The 14,124-nt window shown below is 72.9% G+C and carries 16 protein-coding genes and 1 pseudogene; 8 read left to right on the forward strand and 9 right to left on the reverse strand.

Going from position 1 to position 14,124, the window contains the following annotated elements:
* Positions 1 to 17 precede the first annotated feature (17 nt).
* Positions 18 to 447: pseudogene (locus TNCT6_RS41230) on the reverse strand (nuclear transport factor 2 family protein).
* Between the two features lie 311 nt (positions 448 to 758).
* Here TNCT6_RS41230 and TNCT6_RS31330 point away from each other — a divergent pair.
* Entirely contained in the window at positions 759 to 1,169 is a 411-nt protein-coding gene (locus TNCT6_RS31330) for a hypothetical protein (RefSeq protein ID WP_141364389.1), read from the forward strand.
* Here TNCT6_RS31330 and TNCT6_RS31335 read toward each other — a convergent pair.
* On the reverse strand, positions 1,153 to 2,334 hold the full coding sequence (locus tag TNCT6_RS31335) for a streptophobe family protein (protein ID WP_253266470.1): 1,182 nt from the start codon (positions 2,332 to 2,334) through the stop codon (positions 1,153 to 1,155). The genes TNCT6_RS31330 and TNCT6_RS31335 overlap by 17 nt on opposite strands.
* A gap of 233 nt (positions 2,335 to 2,567) precedes the next feature.
* Between TNCT6_RS31335 and TNCT6_RS31340 the strand changes: the two genes are divergently transcribed.
* The gene (locus TNCT6_RS31340) at positions 2,568 to 3,023 is read left to right on the forward strand and encodes an ATP-binding protein (protein ID WP_141364392.1); all 456 of its coding nucleotides are present in this window, start codon (positions 2,568 to 2,570) and stop codon (positions 3,021 to 3,023) included.
* 58 nt (positions 3,024 to 3,081) lie between these two features.
* On the opposite strand, the gene TNCT6_RS31345 is transcribed toward TNCT6_RS31340, so the two are convergent.
* Positions 3,082 to 3,966 (reverse strand): RNA polymerase sigma factor SigF, encoded by an 885-nt coding sequence (locus TNCT6_RS31345; RefSeq protein WP_141364394.1) that lies wholly within the window; start codon positions 3,964 to 3,966, stop codon positions 3,082 to 3,084.
* Positions 3,967 to 4,292: 326 nt separating this feature from the next.
* Between TNCT6_RS31345 and TNCT6_RS31350 the strand changes: the two genes are divergently transcribed.
* Positions 4,293 to 4,721 carry a helix-turn-helix domain-containing protein gene (locus TNCT6_RS31350; RefSeq protein ID WP_141364396.1) on the forward strand — a complete coding sequence of 143 codons (429 nt, stop codon included), beginning with the start codon at positions 4,293 to 4,295 and terminating at the stop codon, positions 4,719 to 4,721.
* A 67-nt stretch (positions 4,722 to 4,788) separates the two neighbouring features.
* Here the strand turns inward: TNCT6_RS31350 and TNCT6_RS31355 are convergent, their stop codons facing one another.
* The 3 genes from TNCT6_RS31355 to TNCT6_RS31365 form a co-directional block, all read right to left on the reverse strand.
* Positions 4,789 to 5,391, reverse strand: a complete 603-nt coding sequence (locus tag TNCT6_RS31355) for a ClpP family protease (RefSeq protein WP_141364398.1) — start codon at positions 5,389 to 5,391, stop codon at positions 4,789 to 4,791.
* A 1-nt stretch (position 5,392) separates the two neighbouring features.
* The gene (locus tag TNCT6_RS31360; RefSeq protein ID WP_141364400.1) at positions 5,393 to 6,049 is read right to left on the reverse strand and encodes a ClpP family protease; all 657 of its coding nucleotides are present in this window, start codon (positions 6,047 to 6,049) and stop codon (positions 5,393 to 5,395) included.
* Between the two features lie 109 nt (positions 6,050 to 6,158).
* A complete protein-coding gene (locus tag TNCT6_RS31365; protein WP_141364402.1) occupies positions 6,159 to 7,361 on the reverse strand; it encodes an epoxide hydrolase family protein in 1,203 nt (400 codons plus the stop codon).
* Between the two features lie 169 nt (positions 7,362 to 7,530).
* Between TNCT6_RS31365 and TNCT6_RS31370 the strand changes: the two genes are divergently transcribed.
* Complete coding sequence (locus tag TNCT6_RS31370; protein ID WP_141364404.1) at positions 7,531 to 8,013, forward strand: VOC family protein; 483 nt, start codon at positions 7,531 to 7,533, stop codon at positions 8,011 to 8,013.
* A 90-nt stretch (positions 8,014 to 8,103) separates the two neighbouring features.
* Here TNCT6_RS31370 and TNCT6_RS31375 read toward each other — a convergent pair whose 3' ends face one another.
* Complete coding sequence (locus TNCT6_RS31375; protein WP_216372859.1) at positions 8,104 to 9,111, reverse strand: zinc-binding alcohol dehydrogenase family protein; 1,008 nt, start codon at positions 9,109 to 9,111, stop codon at positions 8,104 to 8,106.
* Between the two features lie 189 nt (positions 9,112 to 9,300).
* Between TNCT6_RS31375 and TNCT6_RS31380 the strand changes: the two genes are divergently transcribed.
* From TNCT6_RS31380 to TNCT6_RS31395, 4 genes are all read left to right on the forward strand, one after another.
* A complete protein-coding gene (locus tag TNCT6_RS31380; protein WP_141366976.1) occupies positions 9,301 to 10,098 on the forward strand; it encodes a VOC family protein in 798 nt (265 codons plus the stop codon).
* 31 nt (positions 10,099 to 10,129) lie between these two features.
* The gene (locus TNCT6_RS31385; protein ID WP_141364408.1) at positions 10,130 to 10,834 is read left to right on the forward strand and encodes a ribonuclease H; all 705 of its coding nucleotides are present in this window, start codon (positions 10,130 to 10,132) and stop codon (positions 10,832 to 10,834) included.
* A 116-nt stretch (positions 10,835 to 10,950) separates the two neighbouring features.
* Complete coding sequence (locus TNCT6_RS31390) at positions 10,951 to 11,934, forward strand: aldo/keto reductase (protein ID WP_141364410.1); 984 nt, start codon at positions 10,951 to 10,953, stop codon at positions 11,932 to 11,934.
* A 95-nt stretch (positions 11,935 to 12,029) separates the two neighbouring features.
* Positions 12,030 to 12,527 (forward strand): DUF6328 family protein, encoded by a 498-nt coding sequence (locus TNCT6_RS31395; RefSeq protein WP_141364412.1) that lies wholly within the window; start codon positions 12,030 to 12,032, stop codon positions 12,525 to 12,527.
* A 53-nt stretch (positions 12,528 to 12,580) separates the two neighbouring features.
* Here the strand turns inward: TNCT6_RS31395 and TNCT6_RS31400 are convergent, their stop codons facing one another.
* Positions 12,581 to 13,006, reverse strand: a complete 426-nt coding sequence (locus TNCT6_RS31400; protein ID WP_141364414.1) for an SsgA family sporulation/cell division regulator — start codon at positions 13,004 to 13,006, stop codon at positions 12,581 to 12,583.
* A 123-nt stretch (positions 13,007 to 13,129) separates the two neighbouring features.
* The gene (locus TNCT6_RS31405) at positions 13,130 to 14,089 is read right to left on the reverse strand and encodes a threonine/serine dehydratase (RefSeq protein ID WP_141364416.1); all 960 of its coding nucleotides are present in this window, start codon (positions 14,087 to 14,089) and stop codon (positions 13,130 to 13,132) included.
* Positions 14,090 to 14,124 lie beyond the last annotated feature (35 nt).

Genomic DNA, 14,124 nt, shown 5'->3' on the forward strand with positions numbered 1-14,124 from the left:
GCGGGCACCCGGTCGCCTCATGCCCCGGCGGGTACCCGGCCGACGAAGCCGAGGACGGTCCGGATCCTGCCGTCGCCGTCCAGGGTGACCACGTCGGACCCGGCGACCGGCGCGGAGCCTCCCCCGGAGGGGTACCTCCGGCCTCGCTCACCAGCTCCCAGGAGAAGCGTGCCGTGTCGTGGTGCCCGTCGACGGCGCCGGTGAGCCGGAAGGCGAACTCGGTGAACTGCTCGCGGGCGGCGGTGATGACGGCGGTGATCTCCTCGTGGCCGCCGGCGTCGGCTGGGGTCCCCCCTGCTCCAAGAGCTTGGGGGAGGAGCGGTGCAGCTGCCGTCCGGGGTCCAGGCGTCGGCCAACCGCCTTCGCCCGGGCCTGGGCGTCCGGCGCGTTCCAGGCCTCGAAGCAGCGGGTGACGGCGATCGTGTACCGGTCGGACTGCGCGGACATGCTGAATCAACCTCCATCGAGGTCGTCAACGCTGGTCGGAGCCCGGGTGCCGGTGATCGGCGACCCTATGGGACCACCCTGCCGCGCGGGTGTCGCCGGAGTCGATCACCGCGCGGGTCATGCCCGCGTGGTCACGGACTGTCGCGCTTTCGGCCACCTGGCGTGATGAATATGCCAGGAGACTGGCTGGAAAGTCGTGGTGACAGTGGTTCAGTAGTGAACATACTCGAATTCAGGGGCACTTCACCGCATAAAAGCCGTACGCAGGGCGAGGCGGGCCGGCCGGCCGGCGACGCTACGGGGGAGGAGCAGTGCACGACGAATTCCTGTGCCATGTCACCGCGTACGGGGTGTGCGACGGCCGCCGCATCGGCGTACCGCTCGGCACCTACCGGGCGCCCACCCTGGCGCTGGCCCTGTGGTGGCTGCGCGACCGCGCCTCCTGGATCGCCGAGCGGCTCGACCCCGGCCCCGACACCCCCCATGTCCCGCCGGGTGCTCTGGTCCCGGTCCCGGAGTCCGTGCCCGACGTCCCCGGCATCCTGCGGGCCTGGTGCGCCGACGCGGCTCAACAGGAGATCGCGGCCGACGAGTTGACCGAGGGAAGGCTGGTGCGGATCGCCGTCGGCGACGAGACCACGGAGTACGAACTGCTCGCCGAGTCGGTGGACGCCCTGCGCATGCACCGGACCCTGCCCGCGCTCGTCATGCCGATGGCCTGACCGCCCGGTGACGTGACCGGTGCGCCGGCAGAGCCCCCAGGAAGCCCGTGACCAGACCCCACAGGGCGGCGAGACCCAGCGCGCTCCAGAACCGGGGACGCAGCAGCAGCTCTCCCGAGAGGTTGCCGCCCACCTCGCCGATGCCGAGGAGCGACAGACCGTAGTGCGCGGAGATCCGGCCCACGGCACAGATCGTCAGGACCGTCAGCACCAGGGCGACGGCCATGCGCAGGGCGTGCCGCCAGGCCGGCGTCCCGGCCGGGGAACGCGCGGCCATCAGGAACGCGGCACCCAGCAGCAGCACCGCGTCCACGGCCACCAGCCACCACACCCGCCCGTCGTGCTCGGCGAGCGTGCCCAGGTTGAGCGTGGAGACGTCCGGAGTGCGCAGCACCTCGTCGAGCAGGTGCGGCATCGGCAGCCCGAACGGGCCGTCCACCCGGCCGTCCCAGGTGGCCCCCAGGCCGATGGTGAACACCGGCCAGACCACGTTCGGCAGCCCGAGCAGGATCACGGCGAAGTGCTCCGCCGGGCGCCCGCGGGTGGCCGCCGTCACGAGCGCGACGACCAGTCCCACAGCCACGCACGCGAGCAGCAGGGCCACCATGGCGTACGCCGCCGGACGCACCGGCTCCCGCCATCGCAGCAGCCGCGACGGCAACGGTGCCCCGGGTGCCACCAGCAGGGCCAGCACCAGCACGCCCGCCAGCCACAGCAGCCCGAAGACCACGGTCAGCGGCACCTGCGCGGCGAAGCCGACCTCCGGCGCGGCGCCGAACAGGCCGCCGATGACGCCGAGCACCCCGTCGCCCAGGTCGATGGCGAAGGTCTGCCGGGCACCCAGCGCCAGACCGATCAGGGCGAGCAGCCACAGGACGGCGATCCGGGCGGCCCACCCGGCCAGTTCCCGCGTCCCGGCCACCGCACGATGCCGCAGCGGCCGCAGAAAGCCCGCGGCGACGACGAGCGCGCCGGCGAGCGTGACCGACAGCGGCATCACCGTGATGCCCGCGTGGGTCCGGGCGAGGTCGCCCGCGTCGCCCGACAGCTCCACGCTGCCGCCGACCGCCGTCACCAGGGTCGCGGCGACCACCCGGGGGAAGGCGTTGTCGGGAAGGCTCGCCGCACCGGCCGCCCACAGCCCGAGCGCGGCGACCACACCCATGCCCACCACCGCGGCCAGTACTGTGGCCAGGGCCTGTGCCCAGCCGTGGCGGGCCGCCGACGGGACCGGGGGGCTCACGGGGCTCACACCGCAACGCTATGCAGGGCCCCGGCGCCGCGCCTGCCGGAAGGTCCGTCCGCGTCCGCCGGCGGGCGGGGACTGCCGGGCGCGGCTCGGGGTAACAGCACACATGCAGCAGTGTCCGGCCTGGCCGGCTTCCGAGAGAGACACGCATGACCGACCATCTGGACGGGGCAGTGATAGCGACTGGCTTCGACGTTCCCGTGGAACCGCTCCGGCGGGCGACGCACTACACCGGCGAACCGGGTTGCATCGCCGAGGCGCGTTCCTTCGCCGCGCACTTCCTGGACCAGCTCAGGACCGAGTGGTGCGCCGAGATCGGCCGCCGTTGCGGCGACGCGCTCCTGCTGGTGGTCAGCGAACTGGTCACCAACGCCGACCGGCACAGCGACGGGCCGTACATCCTGGAACTGGAGGGTACGGACAGCGCGGTGAACGTGTGTGTGTACGACAGCAGCGCCGTACTGCCCCGGCGCTTCCCCCGGGATCCGCGGCGCGTGGGCCGGCACGGCCTGGAGATCGTGCACGCGCTGGCGCAGGAAGTGACCGTGGAACGCGTCCCGGTGGGCAAGCGGGTCCGCGCACTGGTCGAGCTCGGCGGGGAGTGACCGGCGCGCGGCCCGCGCGGGCGTCCCCCAGGGTCTGGCGGGGGTCCGGCAGGAGGCGTCAGGCGCAGCCCAGTTCGCCGAGCATGCCCTGGCGCAGCTGGGTGATGATCCGCTTGATCAGCCGGGAGACGTGCATCTGCGAGCAGCCGAGCCGTTCGCCGATCTCCGCCTGGGTGGCCTCCTCCACGAACCGCAGATGGATGATCTGCCGGTCGCGTTCACTGAGCCCGGCCACCAGCGGCGCGAGGGAGTGGAAGTCCTCGACCAGCCTGATCCCGTCCTCCTCCACGCCGATGAAGTCGGCGAGCACCGCCTCGCCGTCCTCGGGTCCTTCACCGGTGAGAGCGGCGTCCAGCGACGCGGAGTTGTAGCCGTTGGAGGCGATCTGGGCCTCGACCACCTGGTCCTCGGAGATGTTCATGAGCGTGGCGAGTTCGGCCACCGTCGGGTCCCGGTCCAGGCGGCTGGACAGCTCCTCGCGCGCCCGGGCCAGTTCCACCCGCAGCTCCTGAAGCCGCCGCGGCACGTGCACCGCCCACGTGGTGTCGCGGAAGAACCGCTTGATCTCGCCGACGATGTAGGGCAGGGCGAAGGAGGTGAACTCCACCTCGCGCGACAGCTCGAACCGGTCGATGGCCTTGATCAGGCCTATCATCCCGGTCTGGACGATGTCTTCCATGTCGTCGCCGCGGTTGCGGAACCGGCCGGCCGCGAACCGCACCAGCGACATGTTCATCTCGATGAGTGTGTTGCGGGCGTACTGGTACTCGTGCGTGCCCTCGTCGAGTTCCGTCAGACGCCGGAAGAAGTGGCGGGACAGCTCGCGCGCGTCACGCGGAGCGACCGACCGCGGATCCGCCACCCCCGGCAGCGGCTCGCCACCCGTCACGGCCTCCCGGGTCTCCTCGACCGCTGCCCCGGACCGGATCACGGTGGTGTTCATCGCCTCTCCCACGTAAGTCACGGTTCGCCCTCTGCCTCGTCGGCCTGCGTACGTCTGTTCCGGCGCCGGCGGCACCGAGCGGTTGCGCGACCCCCGGGTACCCGGCCCGCCGGAATGTATGCGCGCCGCCGGCCTCGGGGGTCGTGCTCCGCTCCCTGCCTGCCGGGCCGTTGGAGCTGCGGATACCCGGAGTGACCCGGCACATGCCCTTCGTGTGCCGGGCGGCGCGAATTCGCCGGTACGAGGTGGGGAGTTCCGGCCGCGAATTCACCCAGGGCGCAACCGCCCTCCCCTCCGCCCGTGTCCGGGACTCCTACGCTGAGGGGATGAGCGAACGAGCGCCGAACCAAGCCCGCGTCATCCCCCTGCGCCCGCCGGCCGCGCGCCCGGGGCCGTCCCGTCCGGCATCCGGACGTCCCGCCCAGGGCAGCACCCCGGCGGCCGCGCCCAGGGAACCTCTCTGGCGCGATCTCGTCGGCGACGTCCTGCGCCGCGAGCGGCAGGCGCAGGAGCGCACACTCAAGGACGTCGCGGACGCGGCGCGGATCTCGATGCCGTATCTGTCGGAGGTCGAGCGCGGCCGCAAGGAGGCCTCCTCGGAGGTCCTCGCGGCCGCGGCGCAGGCGCTCGGCTTCGGCCTCGGCGACCTGCTCTCACTCGCCCAGGACGAGCTGGCGCGGACCGCACGAAGCGGCGCCGTGCGCGGCCGCGGCCCGTCCGCCCCCCGTCACGACGGACTGTGCCTGGCCGCCTGACGGCCGTACCCGGGCCGGCGCCTCGGAGCCGCGAGCCGGACCCGTCCGAGGCGCCTGCCCGCGCGGGTCAGACCCGTGCGAGGCGCCGGCTCAGCACCTCGTCGGCCAGCCCGTACGCCACCGCCTCCTCGGCGGTGAACACCTTGTCGCGGTCCATGTCCGCGCGCAGAGTCGCCGCGTCGTGGCCGGTGTGCCGGGACAGCACCTCCTCGACCTGGGAGCGGATCCGGCTCATCTCCCTGGCCTGGACCGCCAGATCGGAGACCGTGCCCTGCCGGCCGCCGGAGGCCGGCTGCCCCAGCAGCACCCGGGCGTGTTCCAGCACGAACCGCCGCCCCGGGTCCCCGCCCGCCAGCAGCACCGCCGCCGTGGAGGCCGCCTGTCCCACGCAGAACGTGGAGATCGGCGCCTGCACGAACGTCATCGTGTCGTAGATGGCCATCAGCGAAGTGAACGATCCACCGGGCGAGTTGAGGTAGATCGCGATCTCCTGGTCCGGGGCCGCCGACTCCAGGTGGAGCAGCTGGGCGATGACGACGCCCGCGACGCCGTCGTCGATCTCGGTGCCGAGGAAGACGATGCGTTCGTTCAGCAGCCTGCTGAACACGTCGTAGGACCGCTCACCCTGCGCGGTCCGCTCGACCACGTACGGAACCGTGTACGACCCCACGTCACAACCCCATCCGTCGGCGCGAGTTGGCCGGGCGGATGTCGGCGAGCGACTCCACCACCCGGTCCACCATCCCGTACTCCCTGGCCTGTTCGGCGGTGAACCAGCGGTCCCGGTCGCCGTCCCGAGAGATCGTCTCCTCGCTCTGCCCGGTGTGCTCGGCGGTGATCCGCTCGATGGTCCGCTTGGTGTGCTCCAGGTTCTCCGCCTGGATCTCGATGTCCGCGGTGGTGCCGCCGATGCCCGCCGACGGCTGGTGCATCATGATCCGCGCGTTCGGCAGCGCGAACCGCTTGCCGCGCGCACCCACCGCGAGCAGGAACTGGCCCATGCTGGCGGCGAATCCCATCGCCAGCGTCGAGACGTCGTTGGGGATGAGCCGCATCGTGTCGTAGACGGCCAGCCCGGCGGTGACGGATCCGCCCGGGCTGTTGATGTACAGGGCGATGTCGGTGTGCGGGTCCTCGGCCGACAACAGCAGCAGTTGGGCGCACACCCGGTTGGCCGACACCTCGTCGACCTGGGTGCCCAGGAACACGATCCGCTGGGCGAGCAGCCCGGCCGCGAGGTCGTCGTCGAACCGGCTGGGCGGGATGTCGTGCTCCTCGGCGCGCGGCGCGAGCGCGCCGGGGGAGAGCAGCGCGGTCGGTGGGGTCATCGGATCTCCTTGTCGTGCACGGATGCCGTCGACCCCACTGTCGGCCCGGAGCCACCGCCGTGTGCGGTTTCTCTGCCCGTGGCAGATTCGCCACAGGCAGAGCGGCCGGTCAGCCTTTCTCGCGCAACTGCCGGAAGAACGCCCGCACATCCGCGACCAGCAGGTCCGGCTCCTCCATCGCCGCGAAGTGCCCGCCCCGGTCGAACCGCGTCCACCGCACGATGTTCTCGGTGCGCTCCGCCCGGTGCCGCAACGGGAGTTGCAGCTCGGCCGGGAAGACGGCGAGCGCGGTCGGCGCGGTCGACGGCTCGGAGGGCGCGGCGGCCCGGCCGGAGGCGTGCGCCCGTTCGTAGTAGATCCGCGCGGACGAACCGGCCGTCCCGGTCAGCCAGTACAGCATCACGTCGGTGAGCAGCCGGTCGCGGTCGACGGCCTCCTCGGGCAGCTCCTCGGAGTCCGTCCACTCGCGGAACTTCTCGACGATCCAGGCGAGTTGGCCGACCGGCGAGTCGGTCAGCGCGTACGCCAGGGTCTGCGGGCGGGTCGCGTGCAGCATCGCGTAGCCGGTGCCCTCCCTCTGCCAGGCCTCCCAGCGCCGCCACGACGCGAGCGTCCGCTCCCGCTCCTCCGAGCCGAGCCCGGCCAGCTCCTCCCCGGTCGGTTCGGTGGACTGCTGTGCGCCCGGCAGCAGGTTCAGGTGCACGCCGATCACCCGGCCGGGGTGGGCGCGGCCCAGCTCGCGGGAGATCATCGCGCCCCAGTCGCCGCCCTGCGCGCCGAACCGCTCGTAACCGAGCCGCCGCATCAGCTCGGCCCACGCGTCGGCGACCCGTCCCGCCTCCCAGCCCCGCTCGGTGGTGGGCCCGGACAGTCCGAAGCCCGGAATGGTCGGCAGCACGACGTGGAAGGCGTCGGCCGGGTCGCCGCCGTGGGCGGCCGGGTCCGTGAGCGGGCCCACGATGTCGAGGAACTCCACGATCGATCCCGGCCAGCCGTGCGTGACGACCAGTGCGGTGGCGTCCGGCTCCGGGGAGCGGACGTGGACGAAGTGCACGTTCGCCCCGTCGATCGTGGTCGTGAACTGCGGCCACCGGTTCAGCAGCGCCTCGGCCGCCCGCCAGTCGTACTCGTGCCGCCAGTACCGTACGAGCTCGCGCAGGTAGTCGACGGGAACGCCGTAGTCCCAGCCCGTGTCCGGCAGCTCGTCCGGCCAGCGGGTGCGGTCGAGGCGGTCGTGGAGGTCGTCCAGATCGCTCTGCGGGACGCTGAGCCGGAAGGGCCGGATGCCGTCGGCGGGCGGTGACGTCGTCATGCCCGCGATGCTAGTGGCGACGCCGCTCCCTCACCGGCGACCGGTGCCTGCCGCGGCACTGGTTCCGGCCCGCCGAAGCGCCCGCGGATTTTCTCCGGAAGCGCCGATGAGTTTCGCGGCGCGGGCCGGTCGATACACATGACCGCGTCGCACACCCCAGGAGGAACCCGTGGCCACCGAAGGATTCACCACCTGTCTCTGGTTCGACGGCCAGGCCGAGGAAGCCGCCCACCACTACGTCTCGATCTTCAAGAACTCCACCATCGGGCGGATCGGCCGCTACACGGAGGCCGGGCCCGGCCCGGCCGGATCGGTGATCGCGGTCGACTTCGTGGCCAACGGCCAGAAGTTCGTGGCGCTGAACGGCGGTCCCCAGTTCACCTTCAACGAGTCGATCTCCTTCCAGATCCACTGCGAGAACCAGGAGGAGATCGACCACTACTGGACCAAGCTCACCGAGAACGGCGGCGAGCCCGGCCCCTGCGGCTGGCTCAAGGACAAGTACGGCGTCTCCTGGCAGGTGGTCCCGGACAAGCTCATCGACATGATCGGCGACCCCGACGCCGAGAAGGCGGCCCGCACCACGCGGGCGATGCTCGCCATGCGCAAGCTCGACATCGCCGCCCTGGAAAGGGTGTACGCGGGCGAGTGACGGCGGGCGACGGGGCCGGTCCACCCATCCGGGGGAGTGGACCGGCCCCGCCATCCTGTGCAGGGGCCGGGCGTGAGGTGCGGGCCCCGGTCAGGGCAGGTCGTTCACCAGCACCGCGGCCCCGTCGAAGCGGCCGGCCTTGAGGTCCTCCAGTGCCTGCGGGGCCCGGGAGAGCGGATAGGCGTGCGTGGTGGCGCGCACCCCGTGCCGGGCGGCCAGGGCGAGGAAGTCCCGGCCGTCCTCGCGTGTGTTCGAGGTGACGCTGCGCAGCTCCTTCTCGTAGAAGAGCTCGCTCTCGTAGCGCAGCGGCGGTGTGTCGCTCAGGTGGATACCGGCCACGGACAGGACACCGCCGCGGTCGAGGGCCCGCAGCGCCACGGGCACCAGATCGCCCACGGGGGCGAACAGGATCGCGCTGTCCAGCGGCTCGGGCGGCACCGCGTACGCGTCCTGGGCCGAGGCCGCGCCCAGCTCCAGAGCGAGTCGCCGCGCGGCCGCCCCGCGGGTCATGACGTGCACCCTGGCGCCCTCCGCGAGTGCCACCTGCGCGCACAGGTGGGCGCTGCCGCCGAACCCGTACAGGCCGAGGCGTCCGCCGGGCGGCAGGGCGGCCCGGCGCAGCGCCCGGTAGCCGATGATGCCCGCGCACAGCAAAGGCGCGAGCGCGACGTCGTCGACCTCGCCGGGCAGCCGGTAGGCGAAGGCGGCCGGGACGGTCGTGTACTCGGCGTAGCCGCCGTCGGCGTCCCAGCCGGTGTACCGGGAGGCCGGGCACAGGTTCTCGGCGCCGCGCAGACAGTACGCGCAGGTGCCGTCGGTGCGGCGCAGCCAGGCCACGCCCACCCGGTCGCCGGGCGCGAAGCCGTTCACCGCCCGCCCCCGGCCCGCGACCACGCCCACGACCTCGTGGCCGGGCGTGATCCCGGCCCTGTGCACCGGCAGATCGCCCTCGGTCACGTGCAGATCGGTGCGGCACACCCCGCACGCCCGCACGTGCACCAGCAGCTCGTCGTCCCCCGGCACGGGAACCGGCTTCGCCGTCAGCCGCAGAGGACCCTCCTCCACCGGCCGGGGCCCGGTCACCGTCCACGCCCGCATCGTGCCGTCCGTCATCCCGCCGTCCGCCATCTCGCGCCCCGTCCGCCGAAGGCCGCCCGGTCCGCCCCTGTCCGGTACACCTCTGTCCGTCCCAGTGTGGAACAGGCGGGCCCGCTCGGCGCGCGACCGGACCCGGGAGTCACTAGCGTGAGGGCGGGACACATCACCGAACGGGAGAGGGCGGCGGCCATGGCGGTACGACCCGAGGGAACCCCCTGCTGGGCCGATGCGATGTTCAGCGACCTCGAGGGAGCCAAGAGCTTCTACGCCGACGTCCTCGGCTGGACCTTCGGCGAGTCCTCGTCGGAGTACGGCAACTACACCCAGGCCTACGCGGACGGCAAGGCGGTGGCCGCCGTCGTACCGCCGATGCCCGGGCAGGAGGGGCAGTCGCAGTGGTGTCTGTACTTCGCCTCGCCGGACGCCGCCGCCACCGCCCGCAGGATCCGCGACAAGGGCGGCGAGGTGCTGATGGAGCCCATGCAGGTCGGCGACTTCGGCACCATGTGCCTGGCCCGGGAGCCCAGCGGCGCCGTGTTCGGTGTCTGGCAGGGCGGCATCCATGAGGGCTTCGAGGCGACCGCGGTTCCCGGCGCCTACTGCTGGGCGGAGGTCTTCACCCGCGAGCCCGCGAAGGCCGACAGCTTCCTCTCCGCCGTCTTCGGCTACACCGCCAAGCAGCTCCAGGACGAGGCGATCGACTTCCGCCTGTTCGACGTGGGCGGCGAGACCGTTCTCGGCCGGATGACGATGACGGAGGACTTCCCGCCCGAGGTGCCGTCGTACATCAACGTCTACTTCACCGTCGCGAACTGCGACGAGGCGGTCGCCGCCGCCACCGGGCGGGGCGGTGTGCTGCGCTTCGGCCCGCACGACAGCCCCTTCGGCCGGTTCGCGGCGCTCACCGATCCACAGGGTGCGAACTTCTCGGTGATCGACATCACCACGACGCAGGGGGAGAAGCCGCAGGCCGCGGACGTGTCCTAGGCGGCGGTCCGGAGGGCCCGGCCGGCGTGGCATGATCGGGCCCATGCGTGAACGTGTGGTGGCCGCCTGCGACGGGGCGTCGAAGGGAAATCCGGGTCCGGCGGGCTGGGCGTGGGTCGTCTCGGACGACGCCCGGACCCCCGCCCGCTGGGAGGCGGGAGCACTCGGCATCGCCACCAACAACGTCGCTGAACTCACCGCGCTGGAGCGGCTGTTGACGGCGACCGACGCGGACGTGCCGCTTGAGGTGCGGATGGACTCGCAGTATGCGATGAAGGCCGTGACCACCTGGCTGCCCGGCTGGAAGCGCAACGGCTGGAAGACGGCCGCGGGCAAGCCGGTCGCCAACCAGGAACTGGTCGTGCGGATCGACGAGCTGCTCCAGGGCCGCTCGGTCGACTTCCGCTACGTGCCCGCCCACCAGGTCGACGGCGACCCGCTGAACGACTTCGCCGACCGGGCGGCCAGCCAGGCGGCGAGCGTGCAGCAGTCCGCGGGCAGCACCCTCGGCTCGCCGGAGCCGCCGCCGGCCGCCCCCGCGTCCGCCGCCCCGCGCCGCCGCGCGAACGGGACCAAGGCGGCGCGGCCGGGCGCCGGCGGCGCGTCGTCCCGCACGATCAAGGCGAAGTTCCCCGGCCGCTGCGCGTGCGGCCGCTCCTACGCGGCCGGCGAGTCCATCGCCCGCAACGACCAGGGCTGGGGCCACCCGGAGTGCCGCACGGCGGCCGCCGGATAGCCTGTTCGGCACGCACGGGACACCGGCCCCAGCGGTCGCCGCCGGCGCCCCTGCCCGGGTGAGCACCCGGAGCGGCCCGCTCCGTGCGGGCGGACGGCTGATGACAGACTGTCGCCATGGACGAACGTGAATTCGGCAGGTCGCACCAGCACGCGTCGGTCGTCGGGCTCGGCACCTGGCAACTGGGCGCCGACTGGGGCGACGTGGACGACAAGGAAGCCGTCTCCGTACTGGAGGCGGCCGCCGAGTCGGGGGTGACCTTCTTCGACACGGCCGACGTCTACGGCGACGGGCGCAGCGAGTCGGCCATCGCCACCTTCCTCGGCAGCCGGCCGGACCACCACGTGTTGCTCGCCACCAAGATGGGCCGGCGCGTCGAGCAGGTCCCGGAGAACTACGTCCTGGACAACTTCCGCGCCTGGAACGACCGTTCGCGGCGCAACCTGGGCGTCGACCGCATCGACCTGGTGCAGCTGCACTGCCCGCCCACCCCCGTGTACTCCAGCGACGCGGTGTTCGACGCGCTGGACACCCTGGTGGAGGAGGAGCGGATCGCCGCCTACGGCGTCAGCGTGGAGACCTGCGCCGAGGCGCTGACGGCGATCGCCCGGCCGAACGTGGCGAGCGTGCAGATCATCCTCAACCCGTTCCGCATGAAACCGCTGCGCGAGGTGCTGCCCGCGGCGCGGGAGGCGGGCGTCGGCATCATCGCCCGGGTCCCGCTCGCCTCCGGGCTGCTGTCGGGCAAGTACACCAAGGACACCGCCTTCGCCGCCGACGACCACCGCACCTTCAACCGGCACGGCGAGGCCTTCGACCAGGGCGAGACCTTCTCCGGCGTCGACTTCGCCACGGGCGTGGAGGCCGCGGCCGAGTTCGCCGCGCTCGCCCCCGAGGGGTGGACCCCGGCCCAGCTCGCGCTGCGCTGGATCATCCAGCAGCCCGGCGTCACCACGGTCATCCCGGGCGCCCGCTCGCCGGAACAGGCACGCGCGAACGCCGCCGCCGCGAAGCTGCCCCCGCTGGGCGAGGAGACTCTCACGGCGATCCGGGACCTCTACGAGCGCCGGATCAAGGACCAGGTGCAGGTCCGCTGGTAGCGGCGGGTCGGAGACGGCTCGCCGGGGAACCCGCATGACACAGGGGCCGGCCCGGGACGCGGGCCGGCTCCGGGGGCCGGAAGCCGGGAGGCGGAATGGCGGTGACGGGAGACGGCGACGCGGGGCGCTGGGGGCGCCACGAGACCGAGGAGGAGCGGGCCGACCGCAGATGGGCGGAGCTCATCCAGGAGGTGCGGGTGGCCCAGACGGGTGTGCAGATCCTCTTCGGCTTCCTGCTCACCGTCGTGTTCCAGCCGAAGTACGACCACCTGAGCCACACCGACCAGGTGATCTACGTCGTCACCGTCGTCCTCGGTGCCGCGACGACCGGCGCGCTCACCGGCCCGGTGTCCCTGCACCGCCTGGTCTCCGGGCGCCGGGTCAAGCCCCAGGCCGTGGCCTGGGCCTCACGGCTGACCTTCGTCGGTCTCCTCCTGCTGCTCGCCACCATGACCTCCTCCCTGCTGCTGATCCTCAGGGTGGCGACGCACGGCGGGTTCGTGTCCTGGCTGGTTGCCGCGGTGGTGGCCTGGTACCTGCTGTGCTGGTTCGCGCTGCCCCTGTGGACCCGGCGCCGCCACACCACCCGGTGAGGCACTGTGCCAGGGCCGGCGAGCCCGGCATGATCCAAACGAGCGGCCCTGGCTCAGCTCCCCGCGAGCACCTCCGCGAGGAAGTCGTCGACACCGGCCTCCTCCTCGCCCGGCGCCACCACGGCATGGGTCTCCCTCAGGAAGGCCGCGACGGCGGACGCCCACAAGAACACCGCCGCGTGCTGCCGGCCCCCGTCGGCGTGGGCGTCGCCGTAGAACTCCATGCACAGCTCCTCCGACGGGCCGTCCGCGACGGGACGGAAGCGGACGTCGCCGACGCCGACCGGCTTCGTCAGCCCCTCGCCGAGCATGCCCCGGTCCACCCTCCACCGGGCCAGCACCCGCCCGTCGTGGGCGAAGACGACCGTGACGGCGAACGGGTCGTCGGCGTCGTACTCCAAGTGCGCCAGCACGGGGAAGCGCTCCGTGCCGTGCGCCTGCAACTGCACCACGAGACTCTTGTGCACCAACGCGTTCACGAATTCGGCCCTCCGAGGACGACATCGGGACGTAGACCCCTCTGGTACCCCTGATCCGCGGGAGATGCCCGGCCGTCCGACCGGATCTCCCCGTGCCGCGACGGCCGGGACCGGGGGCGCGTGTCAGCGCAGTCCGAACCGGTCCGCCCAGGACATGACGTCGGCGACCGCCGCGTTGCCGCCGCACACCACCAGGCCGAGCCGGACGTCCGGGCCCATCCGCTCCCGGACGTGCCGGGCGGCCGGCAGCAGGCAGCCCGCCGCGGGCTCGGCCCAGACCTTGGCGTGCTCGGCGAGGTCGAGGCAGCCTCGCACGGCCTCCCGGTCGGGCACCACGAGCACCTCGTGGACGAGGGCGCGGACATGGTCGTACGTCAGCTGCGACACCGCCGGGGCGCTCAGCGTCGTCACGATCGAGGAGAGGGCGACCGGCACCGGGCCACCGGACGCCAGCGCCTCGGACATGGCCTGGGCGCCCTCGGTCTCCACGCCCCAGATCCGCACCCCGGGCCGCAGCGTGCGCAGCGCCGCGGCGACGCCCGCGATCAGCCCGCCGCCACCGATGCTGACGAGCACGTCGGTCAGCTCGCCGGCGTCCGCGGCCAGTTCGAGGCCGACGGTGCCCTGCCCGGCGACCACCACCGCGTCGTCGAAGGGATGGACCAGGGTGAGCCCCTCGTCCCGCAGCCGTGCGGCCGTGGCGAACGCCTCGTCCATGCCGTCGGTCAGCCGCACCGACGCCCCGGCCTCCTCCGCGATCGCGACGGACCGGGCGGGCGCGGAGCGCGGCATGACGACGGTGGCCTTCACATGCAGCGCGGCGGCCATCACCGCGAGCGCGATCCCGTGGTTGCCGCCGCTGACCGCGACCACGCCCGCGGCCCGCTCCGCCTCGTCGAGCGACAGCAGTCGCGCCGTCGCGCCGCGCGCCTTGAAGGAGCCCGTGCGCTGCAACAGCTCCAGCTTCGCGGTCACCGGGGCGCCGAGCAGCGCGGACAGGCCGGGACTCGGCACGGTCGGGGTGCGCACGACGTGTCCGGCGATCCGCTCGGCCGCGGTTTCGATCTCCGAGATGCCGATCAAGGCAGTCCACCTTTCCGGCGCGGGGTGGTGATCCG

Origin of the sequence: Streptomyces sp. 6-11-2, assembly GCF_006540305.1 — a bacterium.
Lineage (GTDB): Bacteria > Actinomycetota > Actinomycetes > Streptomycetales > Streptomycetaceae > Streptomyces.